Here is a 15,648-nt window from a genome sequence, read left to right on the forward strand (position 1 = left end):
CCTCACGCTTTTTCGATATTGCACAAAAAGGTTTTGTATTCCGGTGTCTGAGTGTTGCAGTCACCGACAAATGGTGTGAGTGTATTGATGAGAAATTGTTTTTTCTCACCAACATTCACCCAGCCACCATGCAGGGGAATACCAATCTGATGCACGGTCTGGCCGTTGATGTCCAGAGGGCGCAAACGTTTGGTTACCACGGCTTTGGCTTCTACCCAGCCGCGTTTAGTACTGATTTTAACGGTATCACCTTTGGCAATTTTCTTTTCTGCTGCCAGCTCTTCGCTGATTTCCACAAACTGTTCTGGCTGAGCAATCATCAGCAATTTCACAGACTTGGTCCAAAACTGGAAATGCTCAGTAAGGCGATAGGTGGTACCAACACATGGGAATTCGTCTTTGTTTCCGATGCGTTCTTTTACGCTGTCAAACAGGCGTACAGCGGGCGTATTGAGAACTTTCGGATACAGTAAATTTTTACCTACTGGCGATTCCGTGGGTTCGTAGAATGTCGGGAATGGACCATCCACCAATTTTTTAGTACAAAACAGACGGCCTACACCTTCTTCATTCATGATAAACGGATTCATATCCGTATCCGGTGCCTGATCAGCTTTGTAGTCGGCCACATCAGCACCAACCCATTTGCTGCCATCCCAGTGAATCAGTTTACGTTCGGGATCCCACGCTTGGCCAGATGGATCGCAGGACGCACGGTTATACAGGATACGGCGGTTGGCCGGCCACGCCCATGCCCAGCCGGGGGTATTGCCCAAACCGGCATTACTATTGTCTCGCCGAGCCATCTGGTTTCCGTTTTTGGTCCATGAGCCGGCAAAAATCCAGCATGCACAGGCGGTGCTGCCATCATCGCGTAATTGAGCAAAACTATCTAGCTGCCCACCTTTGGGCACAATAATATTGCCTTGTTCGTCTTTGATATCGGCCAACGCCCAGCCATTGGATTCCTGTGCCATTTCTTCCGGTGTGGGCGAATGCGCTACTTTGTACGGCCAGCTCAGATTGATAATCGGCTCGGGAACTTTTCCGCCTTCTTTTTCATACAAAGCTTTGATACGCAGATGTAATTCGGCCAAAATCTCCAAATCAGCTCTAGCATCTTCCGGTGCTTCTGCGCCGGCATAGTGCCATTGCAACCAGCGTGAAGAATTAACAATAGAGCCGTTTTCTTCGGCAAAACACGGTACCGGCAGACGGAATACTGTGGTGAGAATGGAGCTGGAATCTACATTATGCGCATCGCCGTGATTTTCCCAGAAGGTGGCTGTTTCCGTATTCAGTGGATCCATCACCACCATCCATTTGAGGCGGGAGAAGGCTTCAACGATACGATTGGAATCTGGGAAAGAACCCATGGCGTTGAACCCTTGCACCAGCAGACCATGCATCTGCCCCTGGTACATCATTTCCGCCATTTGGAGGACATCGTACATTTTGTCCCACTTTGGTAGCCAATCGTAGCCCCAATTGTTTTCTTTGGTGGCTTTGTCACCGAAAAACCATTTGAGCAGGCTGACCATAAATTTGGGCGTATTGCTCCAGTAATTGAGCTGCCCCGGGCGCATTGCTTTCAGTGTCTGTACGCTCAGGTAATCTTCAAAAGTGGGATTTTTCTTTTCATTTGGCAGACTAAGATAGCCCGGCAAGCTGGTGGAAAGCAAACCAAGGTCTGACAGCCCCTGAATATTGGAGTGGCCGCGCAAAGCATTCACACCGCCACCGGGCATACCGATATTGCCAAGAATGAGCTGAATCATGGCCATGGTACGGATATTCTGCGAACCATAGGTATGCTGCGTCCAGCCTAATGCATATAAAATCGTACCGGCTTTATTTTTAGCTGAAGTGGCACCCAGAGCCTGACAAACCAGCAAAAAGTCTTTTATTGGTGTGCCAGTAATTTTGTGCATCATTTCCGGTGTGTATTGGGCATAATGGCGTTTCATGACCTGCCACACACAACGCGGGTTTTCTAAGGTTGGGTCGGTTTTGGCAAAGCCGTTTTCGTCCAGCTCATAAGTCCAACTGGCATTATTGTAGACAGCGCTGCCCTTGGCTCCTTTCGGCGCTGCTTCGGGTGTCGGACGTCCATCTGCACTGGTGTAATCAGCATGACCGGAAAATAGTCCTTCGTTAAAACCAAAATCATCAGCAAGAATAAAAGCAGCATTGGTATAGTTTTTAACGTATTCCCATTGCACTTTATCATTCTTAATCAGCCAGTTGATTACTGCGCCCAAGAAAGCAATATCCGTACCGGAGCGTATCGGCAGATAATGGTCGGCTACGGATGCGGTACGGTTGAAGCGCGGGTCACAAACGATAAGCTTGGTACCTTTTTGTTTTTTAGCTTCGATAACCCATTTAAAACCAACAGGATGCGCTTCGGCAGCATTGCCACCCATTACCAGAATAAAATCTGCATTCTGGATATCGGTCCAAGTATTGGTCATCGCACCGCGGCCAAATGTAGCAGCCAGTGCGGATACAGTAGGACCATGACAAACACGTGCCTGAGAATCTGTGCCTACCAGCCCGAGCGAGCGCATGAATTTCTGGGTCAGAATACCGGTTTCATTGGAGCTGGCTGAAGCACACAGCATACCAATTGTTTCTAGCCGGTTTACAGTGATGCCGTCAGCATTTTTTGCAATCAGGTTGGCATCACGCTCGTCTTTAATCAGGCGGGCGATGCGGTCCAGTGCTTCATCCCAGCTAATGTCTTTCCATTCGTTGGTTCCTGCTTCACGCACTTGCGGATGCAAAACCCGATTGGGACTGTTAACAAAATCTATCAGGGAAGCGCCTTTAGGACAAAGACTACCTCGGCTGACTGGATGATCCGGATCGCCCTCTATATGAAATATTTTCTTTTTAGCGTTTTTTGCTCCGTCCCCCAGACTGTACAACAGCGTACCACAGCCTACGGAGCAATAAGTACAGTTATTGCGTGTTTCGGTTGCGCGTAAAAGTTTATATTGACGGACTTCGGCAAAGGCTGTGGCCGGTGCCATGCCCATTACCGCTAATCCTGTCGCACCGGCACCAGCTGCGGTAACCTTGAAAAACTGGCGTCTTGTCAGGTTCATGTGTGTTGGTTCCTAATTAAATTTTTTTTATATCTTGCAGTGAAACTGAATGCTGTCCTGCTTGCTGATAATAGAGAAATTTATAATTTCTAACATTTAACGCCATTATAATACCTTATTTAAACTATTATGTGGTTTTATCTGTTTTTTTTAATTTGAATAAATAATTATAATTTTCATTTAAATTATTTATTTACGTATTGCTAAGATTATTTTAATTTAAACAATACAATTATTAATTGAAAAAATATTGCAAGATTATTACGCTAATTAATTATTTCTCTTAATTATTAATATTTTGTCTTTGAACTCATTAATCATCTAATTTTTTTCGTATTCCAGCTTTTAAGCATAGCCAGCCTGCAATTTAGCATTCGTTATATAGTTAGGTATATTTTGAAACAGTTTTACTTTATAATCAGATAATTTTTAACCCTGCTGGAATATTAGTTCTCTTTGATTAAGGATAATTTATGCGCTCTCTTTCTGCCCGTCTTAGCATTTTGATAACTACTGCTGGTATGTGCGTACTGAGCACCACTTCGCTGGCTGCCGACCTCACCGTTTCCGCTGCCGCCAGTCTGACCAATGCATTTAATGACATTGCCAAAGCGTACCAACAACAATATCCACAGGATAAGGTGCGACTAAATTTTGGCGCGTCCGGTTCATTGCTGCAACAGATTCAGAATGGTGCACCGGTAGATGTATTTGCATCGGCAGATCAGCAGACTATGGATCAGGCACAGGCCAAAAATCTGGTGCGGGCAGCAGACCGAGTTAATTTTGTAAATAATACTCTGGTACTGATTACTCCTAAAAACAGCAATTTAAACATACGCAATATGAAAGACTTGCAACAGGCTAGTATCCACCATATTGCACTGGGCAATCCGGCTTATACGCCAGCTGGCCGTTATGCACAGGCTGCGATGGAGCAGGCAAAAGTCTGGAGTAAGGTACAGCCGAAAATTGTTAATGTGAATAATGTGCGGCAGGCGCTGGACTATGTAGCCAGTCAGTCAACAGAGGCCGGTTTTGTTTTCGGCACGGATGCGGCTATCATGCCGGATAAAGTACAAGTAGCAGCTACTATTCCCACCACTAAAGCAATCAGCTATCCGATTGCCCGCACAATAAATACTAAAGAGCCGGCTGCAGCCAACCGTTTTATTGGATTTGTTCGCTCGGCCAAAGGGCAACAGATTCTTAAACGCTATGGTTTCCAGAGTGTGCGCTAAATAAATAATGCTTTTATCATAAATCAATAAATCTTCCTGCAAGGAGAGAGAATGGCTGCGGCGTGGATTGCTCTTGCCCTGTCGCTTAAAATTGCTCTGTGGGCTACAGTTTTCAATCTGATTCTTGGTGTAGGTATCGGCTATCTGTTTGCGCGCAAAGCGGTGTGGGGACGGGAATTGCTGGATACCCTTCTCACTCTGCCAATGGTGATGCCGCCAACGGTGCTCGGCTATTATTTATTGGTCGTACTGGGTAAAAATGGTTTTATCGGCCAATTCTTACAGCAATATTTAAACATCAATCTGATTTTTACGTGGCAAGGTGCAGTAGTAGCTGCTACGGTGGTTTCGTTTCCGCTGGTTTTTAAACCGGCACGTGCTGCCTTCGATAGTCTGGACCCGCAGCTGGAGCAAGCGGGTCGTGTATTAGGCATCAGTAATGTCGGCGTTTTTCTGCGCATTACTCTCCCGCTGGCTTGGCGCGGTATTCTGGCCGGCGTATTACTCGCTTTTGCGCGCAGCATGGGAGAATTTGGCGCTACGCTGATGGTAGCAGGCAGCATTCCTGGACAGACGCAAACCTTGTCGATTGCGGTTTATGAAGCAGTACAGGCTGGTGATGATCAACTCGCTAATACGCTGGTGCTGATTATATCGGTGGTATGTATTCTGATATTGTTGTTAACCAGCAGACTGCTGTCCGGCAAAGTGCCAGTAGCAAATCTCAGATAAAGCTATGTTCCTATAAGAAGCCGCCTTGGTCATATTTGATTCACTCCAATGACGCTATGTTAGATATCAATTTCCAGAAAAGCATTCATCGTGCCGATGGCAGCCAGTTTACTCTAAACATCAACTTACACACTCAGACACCACATACCATAATAATGGGGGCTTCTGGTAGTGGCAAAAGCCTGATGCTCAAAGCCATTGCCGGCTTGCTGACGCCTGAGCAGGGGTACATTATTGTTAACGGAAAAACGCTTTATCAAAGTGAGCAGCAACTCAATCTGAGTCCGCAAGAACGCAGATTGGCTTATGTTTTTCAGGATTATGCGCTTTTTCCTCATCTGAATGTGCGCCAAAACATCGCCTGCGGCATCCAGCATGGTTTGTTCAATCCGCGCAAGCGCAGCCGGCAGGCAGAAGTTGAACACTGGCTCAACGCCATGCAGCTTGATATGGTGGCAGAACAGTATCCGGCACATTTATCAGGCGGCCAGCGTCAGCGTGTTGCGCTGGCACGTGCACTGATTGCGCGGCCGCATGCTATTTTGCTGGACGAACCATTTTCTGCCTTGGATACCCAATTGCGAGCACAAATGCGCACTGAACTGGCGGCGTGGCAGCAGAAGCTAAATTTGCCCATGCTCCTGATTACCCATGATCCGGCAGATGCCGCTGCTTTTGACGCTGCTATTTGGCACATGGATAATGGTCGCCTACATTCTGCTCCCAATGACCATAGACATGCATGAATTCAATCTGGATACTGAGCTGATTCCCACTATAAACGGCCAACGAATGGGAAACAGCAAACGTATAATCTTGCTCGAAAACATTCAGCGTTTCGGTTCCATTACTCAGGCAGCCAAAGCAGTACCAATGAGTTATAAGGCGGCTTGGGACGCGATTGACGCACTAAACAATCTGGCACCGCAGCCGTTGGTGGTACGCCAAACTGGTGGACAGGGCGGCGGTAAAAGCGCTTTAACTACCTATGGTGCGGCTTTCCTTCAGTATTACCACACCATGCAGCAACGCCATCAACAGTTGATGCAGCAACTGCATAACGAGTCTGACCATAGCCATTATGGCCTGTGGCAAAAAATGAATTTGGACTTGAGTGCCGACAATCAGCTAGCTGGAACAGTAAGTAGAGTTGTAAAAGGCAAAGTAAATCATGAAGTTCATTTATGCTTGAGTAGCGGACAGGAACTGGTGGCCATACTCACACGCCACAGCTGTGAACAAATGGAGCTCACAGAAGGTGTAGATGCTCTGGCACTGATTCAAGCCTCTGCCATCATACTAGCTCGCCCTACTCCCAATTTTAATCTTTCTGCTCGCAATCAAATTCGCGGTCGCATACGCCGTATAGACACTGGTGCCGTGAATAGTGTTGTGACCGTAGATTTAGGTGCTGAGCTGAGCTTGTCTGCCAGTATTACTCGGCACAGTGCTGAAACGATGCAATTGGATAGCGGCGATGAAATCATGCTGCTAATTAAAGCGCCAAGCATAATTCTCGGACGCTTACGCTAAACATTTTTTAGGTACAAACCACAAAGTAATCATGAATAAAATGAAGCCAGAATAACCATTTTAGCAATGAGTTTATTCTGGCTGTTGTGACGCCTGATAGACAGGCTATCAGCGGCCATACATGCGCTCTTTGTTTCAATCTGTCATTTAAAGCCGCAACTTATTGTAAACCCAACCTATCTGTAAATTATATTTTCATTGAAATATTATTCAAAAAAAATTATTTATATCAATTCAGAGAAATTTATTGATAATAAATATCAATAATTACCATTATTGCGTTTTTTCTATTGTGGCAATATTGGATAAAAATATCGTTTCTAATGCCGCTGATCACTTCCGGAGATGAAATTACTTTTCGCACAGAACTAACCAGCCGGATAGCATATAATCTGCGGATACTTACAGATACCCAACTCCCATGTTATTCTTCAAATATCAACGCAAAATCACATCATCGGCCAGTTCGTTTCTTCCAGCCTGAGTACGCGGGAAATACTGCACCAGCAAATCTGTTAGTTCTTCCAGTCCGCGGCTTAAACCATCCACATAATTCTGCTGATGAAAAGCCGTAAGTATGTGCGTGCATATTTCCTGCCATTGCGCAGCACTAACACAGGCATCTATTCCACGATCGGCGATAATTTCTACAGCGCGGTCTGCAAACAGCACGTACACCAGAACGCCACAACGTGCAGAAGTATCCCAAATACCCAAATTGTTGAACCAATACTGCGCACGCTGTCGAGGCGTTGTATGGTGACACAAACTGGCCGTATTGATACGCGATTCAATCACAAAGCGTAATTGTCCGGTATGGCGCTGTTCAGAATTGGCAATGTGTGTGGTCAATTGTTGCAGCACTTCTTCAGGAAAATACTTACTCACCCGCTGGCGCGGATGGATCCAGTGACGCCATAATCGAGGCAACATTCGCATACTCAGTTTATCCGTGCGCATCCTGTCCGCTCTTTTCGCAGTTTCAGAATCAGTATGGTAGCACTTCAAGCTGATTTCGTGGACGCAGAGATAGGGAAAATCAAATTCTGAGAAATATTTATCTCTACACCGAAGACGGAAAAAATACGCTCAACTGTCTACCCTGCGCCGGCTGAATGCTTTTTTACAATCAAGCTTTATACCTCTTTCAGCACGTTAAAAATCAGGTACCAGCCCGTACAAAATATTTTTAAAAAATATCCATACTATCTTCAGAGCAAAGATCCGGCAGGACTACACTGCTGAGAAATGAATTTTCATAGGTGTTGCCATCTTAGAAAAAAACCACTCCGGAATCAGAAATTTCTTGCTTTCAATAACCTATTTACACTGTATCTCGGAATTCCAAATAACAGATTAGCTATTCGATTTCAATCCACAAAAGCAAAGCATCATTTAAGCTAAACAAAACCACGCAACTGTTTCACGTAAGCATAAGCAGCTTGTATACGTTGAGTATGCTCGGTAGCCCGCTGCATTTCTTTTGCAGACAATTTTTGTTTTACTAGTTTATCCGGATGATATTTATTCATCAGGCGGCGGTAAGCCTGTTTGATTTCATGCACACTGGCTTGGGGATTGATACCCAGCACCTGATACGGATCGCCGCCCAGAGGTTCTTCAACAGTCTGATGCTGTTGACGACTGCTCTGCTGCTGTTGCCGGTACTGCTGTTGTTGCTGCCGCGATTGCTGCTGTCGTTCCTTTTGGCGCTTACTCTGACGCTGCTGCTTCCATTGCTCATTAGTTTGCCAGTAATGATTATATTCACTTTCTTGCCCATGCACAGTTTGGCTGGCAAAAATCAGCATCTGCGAGTAAGGGATATGAAACTCATCAGCAATGATATTTAAAATACGCCGTTCATTATTGTGCAGCCTGCCATCAATCAGCGCCAGCTCAAGCATGTGTTTACAAAACAACATCAACGCGCGTTTTTCATTTCGGTAGATACGGTACAACTGCCCCAGTCGAGCTCTAAGCGGATAGTTTTTCAGTTGCCCCATGTTAAAGCCATAGCGCGCCAGAACGGCCAATTCATCATTAAGCTGCAACTTTTTAATCAAGGCATAAACAGATGAACGGTCTTCATCCGTGACATGTCCCTTAGACGCACATATCTGGCCGGCCACTTCAAACATTACCGCTACATAGAGATTTTTATCGGTTGCAATGGAATCTTCAGTACCATCATCTACTATGTGGGCAGCAAATAAATAAAACAAAATCAGGATAATCAGTATAATATCCAGCAACACACCACCAGCACCGAAGAGCAAAGGTAAAAACCACAACAGCAATAAACAGATACCTGCACCGAGATTAGACATGTAGACCAGCCGATTGATAAAATCCGTAAATAGTAAGGTAAGACAAATAACTATACATGAATTTACGCGGAGTCTGATAATTTTTCAGAACTTTAGTCTGCTCAGCATCACCCTGTGCCGCTTTCACCAGCTACCAGAAGCACCGCCTCCACCATATCCACCGCCTCCACCGCTGAAGCCTCCGCCTGACCCGCCACCGCCCCAAAAATTATCATCATGCGGATTGTAATGGTCACTGACAAATACATTTCCGGCAAAAACATAAGTTACGATATAGGAAAAAAGCGCAATAATAACAGCCAGAATCAGGTTCCAACCAATATACCAGCCCAGAGCCAGCACCAGTAAAGCTAAAATGAAACTGCCTAGCCGAGTGCCGAAAATATTCTTTAAAAATGCCCCCCCAAAAAAGACCAACATCATTGCTTCTATAAACATGGCAGAGAAACTTTGCTTTTGCGGAGGCTGCTGTGATACCGCTGGCAGTTTCTCACCATCAATCAGTTTTTCCAGAATGTCTACCGTTTGTCGTACCCCACCATCGGTATTATTTGCACGCAGTTGCGGACGCAGCACATCATCCAGAATACGCTTCGCATACACATCTGGAATAGCACCTTCCAGTCCGCGGCCAGTGGCCAGAAAGGTTTTGTGTTCATCACGCACCAGCAGCAGTAACACACCATCATCAACACCCATGCGCCCCGGCCGCCAGTTATTCATAACTCTGGTGGCGTAATCAAATGGCGTTTCCGGTGCAATAGTAGGGACAGTTAAAATCACAATTTGACTGCCATGCTGGTGACTGAAATCCAGCAACTGTCCATTTAAATCCTCTCGCGTATCCTGCTGCAACATATTTGCAGTGTCCATCACCGGCGCAGTTAAAGCAGGTATCGGCGCCAAATTTTCCGCTTGCGCAGCCATAATATAAAGCACGCAGCTTAGAAAAAAAACCAACAGTTTATGGATGGATAAGCGGATAGTGTTCATATCATTATTACCTAGAAACAGTACTGCAGAGTGGCTCCGCTGACTGTAAAACCAGAATCAGAATCTAATTGTATTTAGACCATGTATCTGAATCATAACCGATAGTCAGCCGTTTCCGCCATCACGGCAGCACTTTGCTAAGAGGCTTTAGACAAAAGATCAATTCGGCTCTGCTAGCACGATTTAATTAAAATCGGTACAGATTTAACACTTAGCAGCAAGCACAAACTGAGGGCAGATAAAATAGCCGGTTAATATCGCATCTATACAACTATATTTCGACAAATCGCTAAACCACCAAAATCATTCTTTTAGCACTACTGCTAAGCATCGTCTAGGGGAGGGATAAAACCTAAATGAATTATATTAATATCTTGCCACCCGAATACTACCTTTTATTTATCAGCATTAAATTAGTAAATTCAAATTGCAAGAAATCTTAGAAGATAAAGATTTTGTTTTATCCAGCAACTACTTTACAATCTGTCATCACATAAGGTGATCATCTAGAGTTGCAATAGGAAATGATCACTTAAACCAAAAATGAATGCTTACTTTTACGCAATACCGATTATTTGATTTATTAAAAGGAGACTAAGCTTGAAAATATACACTGCACCTGGAGCACGATCTTTGGCTGTTATCTGGGCCTTGGAAGAAATAGGTCTTCCTTATGAAGCAATCCGGGTTGAAATACACACAGATAATGCGGTTGTCAAATCACCTCATCCTTTTGGTAAAGTGCCATTTTTAACGGAAGGGAGCTTTTCATTAAGTGAAACGTTGGCCATATGCCTTTATATTTGTGAAAAAAAACAAAATACGTTATACCCTGCGAATTTACAAGAAAAAGCTATCATCAATTCTTTAATCAGTTTTTCGATTACTGACTTAGAAACGCCACTTTCTTGCCTTGCTAAACAGATACTGTTTACTCCTGAAGATCAGCAATGGCCAGAATTTATCAATTACTTTAAAAAACAAACCATTGATGTTTTGTCTAGGATAGAACTAAAAGAAACAAATGCATGGCTCATTGGTGATACCTTTACGTTAGCAGATATCTTTTTATCTCATCGATTAATGTTTGCAAAAGCATTTGGCATTACGTTGGACAAAAAACTTGAAAACTATCTTCAAAGAGCGACGAGTAGACCGGCGTTTTTGAAAGCTCATAAAATAAATGATAATTAATTCTCATTTATTTTACGTTTTTGATTAACCGCTTCATGGCGGTTTTTTTGACTGAACCCTCTTTACTGAATTGGATTTGTTAAGCCGTGAGCAAGTTAAAAGACGCTTTATCGGAATACTCTTCAAGTTTTAAATAAATTAGGCTTCTAACAAATTCTTTATGCGCCCTAAGTATGTCTGATGCGCAAGGCAAGGTTTCACGCATTTCCTCTACTGCTCTTATGAATAAGCAACCATTATAATCACTTTAGAAAACCATTACATGCCATTTAAATATTTCTAAAATCGCATTTTTATCATTAAGTCCTTTGATAAAATCCTCAAGTTTTGAACGAAATATTGAGTATATATATTTCAATACTTCCATTATTAGTAATTATGCCAGAGATAATTCACCGTTTGAGACGTCCGACTATCTCATTATTCAGGCAGTTGAGCAAAAGATATAAAGTGACATGTGAAAGGCATCATCTACATTAAAAAAGATTATTGTTAAAAATAACGATTCTAATGTTGAAAACCATAATAAATGAATTAAAAAGAGAGTTATATTTTTAAATTAGGCATCAATACGGAAGAAGACAATAATAAATATTCTAGCTTAATAGTTTAAATGATTTAATATATAGTGTTCCGCTTGATAGTCCCAAAGCTTATGGTGAAGGGCAGATAATGGCTATACGGCGAGAAGTAACCAATAGTATTAGAAAAAAAATTAATACTTACTATTGTTACACATAAAAGTCCTACTCTATATGTTCTCAGCAAAAGCAAACAGCCAGTTCTTATGAACCGGCTGTCACTTTGTAAAACAATTTGTACCTCTATTCGAGCTTTAAAACTCTACCTGAGGCGCCTGTTTTACAGCGGCTTCGTTTTCCGGCACAAAATTTGGCCGCACATGCATTCCGAAAATTTTCGCCGTCACATTATTCGGGAAAGAACGCAAGGTCGTGTTATACACCTGCACCGTTTGGATATAACGGTTTCGAGCCAGTGCGATGCGGTTTTCAGTACCTTCCAGCTGTGCCTGCAAATCACGGAAGCTCTGATCCGCTTTCAGGTTTGGATAGTTTTCAGTCACAACCAGTAAGCGGCTAAGCGCATTACTCAGATTACCCTGTGCTTGCGAAAACTGCTGCATTTTTGCAGGATCATCCGCATCGCTGCTCGTCATATTCAAACTGCCCACCCGCGACCGCGCATTGGTTACCTCAGTTAACACCTGCTGCTCATGCTTAGCATAGCCTTTAACTGTATTCACCAAATTAGGCACCAGATCGGCACGCCGCTGATATTGGTTCAGCACTTCAGACCATGCAGCATTGGCGGCCTCATCCTGAGACTGCATGGTATTATAACCACAGCCACTCAGGCTCAGAGCCAGAATAAATGCGCTTAAACATCCCATTAAGCGTTTATACATTGTAAACTCCCGTATGTGTTATTGTGTCAGTTTAACATGCCATCGTTACTTTTTTTGCCATTACTAGCGAAATCTTATATACCTTAAGCTATAATGAATGCAAAATAATAAAAATCATTTTTACCAAACTGTAAAGGATGTTATATGTTTCCTGAATATCGTGACCTAATTAGCAAATTAAAGGCGGAAAACACTCATTTTGCTAATGTATTTGAAGAACACAACCGTCTTGATGATAAAATCACCGGCCTGACCAACAATCCGGTAACCAGCGGGTTGGAAAATCTGGATGAACTAAAACGGGAAAAATTACGTCTTAAAGATGAAATTTATGCCATGCTGCGCGAAGCAGATGGCAAAGCCTGATAATTCAGTCCAGAAAAAACCCTGCTTTAAGCAGGGTTTTTTTGGATGCAATCATGTAGCATTAGCGTTTTGAAACGTTGCAAAATAGCAGCAGGAAAAGAAACTGCCTTATTATTTTGCTGATCGAATGCAACAAACGTTACCAATGCCTGAACAACAGTCTGGCCAGTATCTTTCAAAAAGATAGACTGGCAAATTTCGACCTTGCGTGAATGTACCCTACTGAAAGCAGTTTCAATCAGCAAATCATCGCCAAACACAGCACTATGTCGATAGCTGATATTGATATTAATCACTGCCATCCCGCAGCCCGCTTCAGCCAATAATGGCGTCAGCCCAGCCGTATCAAAATATTCCCAGCGCGCTTCCTCTAAAAACTCCAGATATCGTGCATTATTAACATGCTGGTATACATCCACATGAAAACCGCGTACTCGTATTTGAGTCTGATGCACTGTAGCGGACAGTGTCTGCTCTAATTTCTGCATAAGCGCCTAATCCACCAGTGTCCAGCTAATTGTGCTATTTGCACGTAGTGGCACCAAACGCTCATGGCCATACGGGTAATATGCCGGTACCGAGCGATTGGTTTTTACCAGTGTAATGGTATCCGTATTGCGTGGCAGACCATAAAATGCTGGTCCGTTTTCCGATGCAAAAGCTTGTAATTTATCCAGTGCGCCGGCCTGCTCAAATGCTTCAGCGTACAACTCAATAGCGGCAAAAGCACTAAATATTCCGGCACAGCCACAGGCACATTCTTTGTGCGTCTGCGCATGCGGCGCACTGTCTGTGCCAAGAAAAAATTTATGAAATTGTGGGCCACATACTGCCTGTATCAATGCCTGTCGATGATTTTCACGCTTCAGTACCGGTAAACAATAATGATGCGGCTGCATGCCTCCTACCAGCAGAGCATTACGGTTATACAACAGATGCTGTGGCGTTACCGTAGCAGCTACATTCTTACCTGCTGCCGCCACCAGCTGAGCAGCTTGGGCGGTGGTGATATGCTCAAATACTAGTTTCAGTTCAGGCAGACGTTGTAGTAATGGCTGCAACAACTCATCAATAAACACCGCTTCACGGTCAAAAATATCAACTTCACTATCGGTTACCTCGCCGTGCACCAGTAAAGGCATGCCTACTTCGGCCATGGTTTCCAGTACAGGCAGCAGAGCCCATAAATCACTGACACCGGCAGCGGAATTGGTCGTAGCACCTGCTGGATATAATTTACACGCTACGATACCGGCGGCTTTGGCCTCACGAATCAGCGCTGGTGTGCTCTGGTCGGTCAGATATAAAGTCATCAGTGGCTGAAAACTGTTGCCGGCCGGTACCGCGGCGAGTATCCGTTCACGGTAAGCCAGCGCAGCAGCAACGGTAGTTACCGGCGGCTTCAGATTAGGCATAATCACAGCTCGCCCCATTTGACGTGCACTAAAAGGCACCACTGCTTTTAAAGCTGCACCATCACGCACATGAAGGTGCCAATCGTCTGGTCTGGTTAGAGTAAGAGTCTGCATCTGCATCCGTTTCGTTAACAAACTGTTTTACAGCTCAATAATACAGTTAGGTTTATTTAGATTGTAGAACCACCGTAGCCAGCATGGAACGGCTAAACATCGTATTCATGCCGCCATTTATCCGCAGCAGCGCGAAAACTAACGGTGTTTCACCCACATCTGCATCACACCATCTTCGCCATTATGCACTTGCAGAAGCTGATGGCCTGTCTGGCAGCAAAAAGCGGCAAAATCGTCTGGCGCATTTTTATCGGTTGCCAACACTTTTAATATCTTTCCAGCATCCATCGCGGCCAAGGCTTTTTTGGCTCGCAGAATCGGCATCGGGCAATTCAGGCCGATAACATCCAATGTCTCATCACTATGTGGTTCGCTCATCATCAGCTCATCACAGATAATTGAAAAATATGATTATACAACGTGCATGCATTTGCCCAATAGTCTCTGGGCAGAAGCCCAACATATTAATTAGAACAAAGTACAGCTATTTATCATCTGGATATTATTTTCCATGGCCTTCTCTGCCTAACATGTACAGGCTGTGAATAAATAACTACTTACTCTCAAAAATATTCTTTCTGTTTATTAAATCAGATTTAATACCTAAATACAGCACTATTTCGTTGAATCATATCTGAAGCTCATTATCATATTTTGGCTGTTATCTGATAAATGATATTTGTCAGTTTTCTACAGTATCGGATTGCTGGATTAAGCTGAAAATTACTAGAGATAAAAAATCAACCTACTGAGTGATTCTATGATTTTATATTGTGCCGTTAGCAAACATACTTTCTTATACAATACCTCTGCCTAAACCATCCCTGCTTATAGGTGTTTTACGGTGCTCTACCTCCTACCACCGTGGATAATACAAACTCTTTTCTAGCATTGTATCTGTACAATCAAGCTGACTGATTGGGGTTTGTGAAGAAATAGATCCGTAATTCTTTCGCATGTTAGCTGATTCACATCGTTAATTGTTGATTCAGTAAGTCATATACAGTTGTAAATACTTCTCAATAGATAAAATTGTTTATACGGGCGGCAAATTTTTTGTGAAGTTATTTCAAACTATATGATAAAAATATAGTAGTTTACTGTAGGCAAAATCAGCAAAAAAATAAAAATCTACTCCAACCCAAGTACGGCAACCACCGCCTCCTCAGTACCAGATGCTGTATATAGTCAAAC

General features: G+C 43.6%; 15 protein-coding genes. 6 read left to right on the forward strand and 9 right to left on the reverse strand.

All coding sequences use genetic code 11. The features are described from left to right. Positions 1-2: 2 nt before the first annotated feature. Entirely contained in the window at positions 3-3,110 is a 3,108-nt protein-coding gene (fdnG, locus tag ACQP6D_RS03135; protein ID WP_427857408.1) for a formate dehydrogenase-N subunit alpha, read from the reverse strand. A 473-nt stretch (positions 3,111-3,583) separates the two neighbouring features. On the opposite strand from fdnG, the gene modA reads away from it, so the two are divergent. Genes modA through ACQP6D_RS03155 form a run of 4 tightly spaced genes read left to right on the forward strand, consistent with a single transcriptional unit; the run spans position 3,584 to position 6,616 of the window. Next, a complete protein-coding gene (gene modA, locus ACQP6D_RS03140; protein ID WP_427857409.1) occupies positions 3,584-4,351 on the forward strand; it encodes a molybdate ABC transporter substrate-binding protein in 768 nt (255 codons plus the stop codon). Positions 4,352-4,402: 51 nt separating this feature from the next. After that, positions 4,403-5,083 (forward strand): molybdate ABC transporter permease subunit, encoded by a 681-nt coding sequence (modB, locus tag ACQP6D_RS03145; protein WP_100152280.1) that lies wholly within the window; start codon positions 4,403-4,405, stop codon positions 5,081-5,083. A 56-nt stretch (positions 5,084-5,139) separates the two neighbouring features. After that, complete coding sequence (locus ACQP6D_RS03150) at positions 5,140-5,829, forward strand: sulfate/molybdate ABC transporter ATP-binding protein (RefSeq protein WP_427857410.1); 690 nt, start codon at positions 5,140-5,142, stop codon at positions 5,827-5,829. Further along, positions 5,747-6,616 (forward strand): TOBE domain-containing protein, encoded by an 870-nt coding sequence (locus tag ACQP6D_RS03155; protein WP_427857411.1) that lies wholly within the window; start codon positions 5,747-5,749, stop codon positions 6,614-6,616. The genes ACQP6D_RS03150 and ACQP6D_RS03155 overlap by 83 nt, the downstream gene beginning before the upstream one ends. Before the next feature lie 438 nt (positions 6,617-7,054). Here the strand turns inward: ACQP6D_RS03155 and ACQP6D_RS03160 are convergent, their stop codons facing one another. The 4 genes from ACQP6D_RS03160 to ACQP6D_RS03175 all read right to left on the reverse strand — a co-directional run bounded on the left by ACQP6D_RS03160 (position 7,055) and on the right by ACQP6D_RS03175 (position 9,939). Continuing rightward, the gene (locus tag ACQP6D_RS03160; protein WP_427857412.1) at positions 7,055-7,576 is read right to left on the reverse strand and encodes a TPM domain-containing protein; all 522 of its coding nucleotides are present in this window, start codon (positions 7,574-7,576) and stop codon (positions 7,055-7,057) included. 440 nt (positions 7,577-8,016) lie between these two features. Next, positions 8,017-8,946 (reverse strand): DnaJ domain-containing protein, encoded by a 930-nt coding sequence (locus ACQP6D_RS03165; protein ID WP_427857413.1) that lies wholly within the window; start codon positions 8,944-8,946, stop codon positions 8,017-8,019. Next, positions 8,939-9,073: a hypothetical protein gene (locus ACQP6D_RS03170; RefSeq protein ID WP_427857414.1), complete on the reverse strand. Its 135-nt coding sequence runs from the start codon at positions 9,071-9,073 to the stop codon at positions 8,939-8,941. The genes ACQP6D_RS03165 and ACQP6D_RS03170 overlap by 8 nt, the downstream gene beginning before the upstream one ends. After that, complete coding sequence (locus ACQP6D_RS03175) at positions 9,070-9,939, reverse strand: TPM domain-containing protein (protein ID WP_267408220.1); 870 nt, start codon at positions 9,937-9,939, stop codon at positions 9,070-9,072. The genes ACQP6D_RS03170 and ACQP6D_RS03175 overlap by 4 nt, the downstream gene beginning before the upstream one ends. Before the next feature lie 600 nt (positions 9,940-10,539). On the opposite strand from ACQP6D_RS03175, the gene ACQP6D_RS03180 reads away from it, so the two are divergent. After that, the gene (locus tag ACQP6D_RS03180; RefSeq protein ID WP_267404571.1) at positions 10,540-11,133 is read left to right on the forward strand and encodes a glutathione S-transferase family protein; all 594 of its coding nucleotides are present in this window, start codon (positions 10,540-10,542) and stop codon (positions 11,131-11,133) included. Positions 11,134-11,968: 835 nt separating this feature from the next. On the opposite strand, the gene ACQP6D_RS03185 is transcribed toward ACQP6D_RS03180, so the two are convergent. Beyond that, positions 11,969-12,559 (reverse strand): LemA family protein, encoded by a 591-nt coding sequence (locus tag ACQP6D_RS03185; RefSeq protein WP_180295865.1) that lies wholly within the window; start codon positions 12,557-12,559, stop codon positions 11,969-11,971. Between the two features lie 144 nt (positions 12,560-12,703). Between ACQP6D_RS03185 and ACQP6D_RS03190 the strand changes: the two genes are divergently transcribed. Further along, a complete protein-coding gene (locus ACQP6D_RS03190) occupies positions 12,704-12,925 on the forward strand; it encodes a YdcH family protein (protein ID WP_100139789.1) in 222 nt (73 codons plus the stop codon). Between the two features lie 26 nt (positions 12,926-12,951). Here the strand turns inward: ACQP6D_RS03190 and ACQP6D_RS03195 are convergent, their stop codons facing one another. The 3 genes from ACQP6D_RS03195 to ACQP6D_RS03205 all read right to left on the reverse strand — a co-directional run bounded on the left by ACQP6D_RS03195 (position 12,952) and on the right by ACQP6D_RS03205 (position 14,832). Then, positions 12,952-13,413, reverse strand: a complete 462-nt coding sequence (locus ACQP6D_RS03195; RefSeq protein WP_267408223.1) for an acyl-CoA thioesterase — start codon at positions 13,411-13,413, stop codon at positions 12,952-12,954. Between the two features lie 6 nt (positions 13,414-13,419). Further along, on the reverse strand, positions 13,420-14,454 hold the full coding sequence (gene pyrC / locus ACQP6D_RS03200) for a dihydroorotase (RefSeq protein ID WP_267408224.1): 1,035 nt from the start codon (positions 14,452-14,454) through the stop codon (positions 13,420-13,422). Positions 14,455-14,592: 138 nt separating this feature from the next. Then, positions 14,593-14,832, reverse strand: a complete 240-nt coding sequence (locus ACQP6D_RS03205; protein WP_427857415.1) for a sulfurtransferase TusA family protein — start codon at positions 14,830-14,832, stop codon at positions 14,593-14,595. Positions 14,833-15,648: the final 816 nt, after the last annotated feature.

This window comes from Snodgrassella sp. CS2 (assembly GCF_050310315.1).
GTDB classification, from domain to species: domain Bacteria; phylum Pseudomonadota; class Gammaproteobacteria; order Burkholderiales; family Neisseriaceae; genus Snodgrassella; species Snodgrassella alvi_E.

Bases quoted from the DNA above. Each gene is read 5' to 3' on its own strand.
- fdnG (WP_427857408.1), bottom strand. From the start codon at position 3,110: ATGAACCTGACAAGACGCCAGTTTTTCAAGGTTACCGCAGCTGGTGCC.
- modA (WP_427857409.1), top strand. From the start codon at position 3,584: ATGCGCTCTCTTTCTGCCCGTCTTAGCATTTTGATAACTACTGCTGGT.
- modB (WP_100152280.1), top strand. From the start codon at position 4,403: ATGGCTGCGGCGTGGATTGCTCTTGCCCTGTCGCTTAAAATTGCTCTG.
- ACQP6D_RS03150 (WP_427857410.1), top strand. From the start codon at position 5,140: ATGTTAGATATCAATTTCCAGAAAAGCATTCATCGTGCCGATGGCAGC.
- ACQP6D_RS03155 (WP_427857411.1), top strand. From the start codon at position 5,747: ATGCCGCTGCTTTTGACGCTGCTATTTGGCACATGGATAATGGTCGCC.
- ACQP6D_RS03160 (WP_427857412.1), bottom strand. From the start codon at position 7,576: ATGCGCACGGATAAACTGAGTATGCGAATGTTGCCTCGATTATGGCGT.
- ACQP6D_RS03165 (WP_427857413.1), bottom strand. From the start codon at position 8,946: ATGTCTAATCTCGGTGCAGGTATCTGTTTATTGCTGTTGTGGTTTTTA.
- ACQP6D_RS03175 (WP_267408220.1), bottom strand. From the start codon at position 9,939: ATGAACACTATCCGCTTATCCATCCATAAACTGTTGGTTTTTTTTCTA.
- ACQP6D_RS03185 (WP_180295865.1), bottom strand. From the start codon at position 12,559: ATGTATAAACGCTTAATGGGATGTTTAAGCGCATTTATTCTGGCTCTG.
- ACQP6D_RS03190 (WP_100139789.1), top strand. From the start codon at position 12,704: ATGTTTCCTGAATATCGTGACCTAATTAGCAAATTAAAGGCGGAAAAC.
- ACQP6D_RS03195 (WP_267408223.1), bottom strand. From the start codon at position 13,413: ATGCAGAAATTAGAGCAGACACTGTCCGCTACAGTGCATCAGACTCAA.
- pyrC (WP_267408224.1), bottom strand. From the start codon at position 14,454: ATGCAGACTCTTACTCTAACCAGACCAGACGATTGGCACCTTCATGTG.
- ACQP6D_RS03205 (WP_427857415.1), bottom strand. From the start codon at position 14,832: ATGAGCGAACCACATAGTGATGAGACATTGGATGTTATCGGCCTGAAT.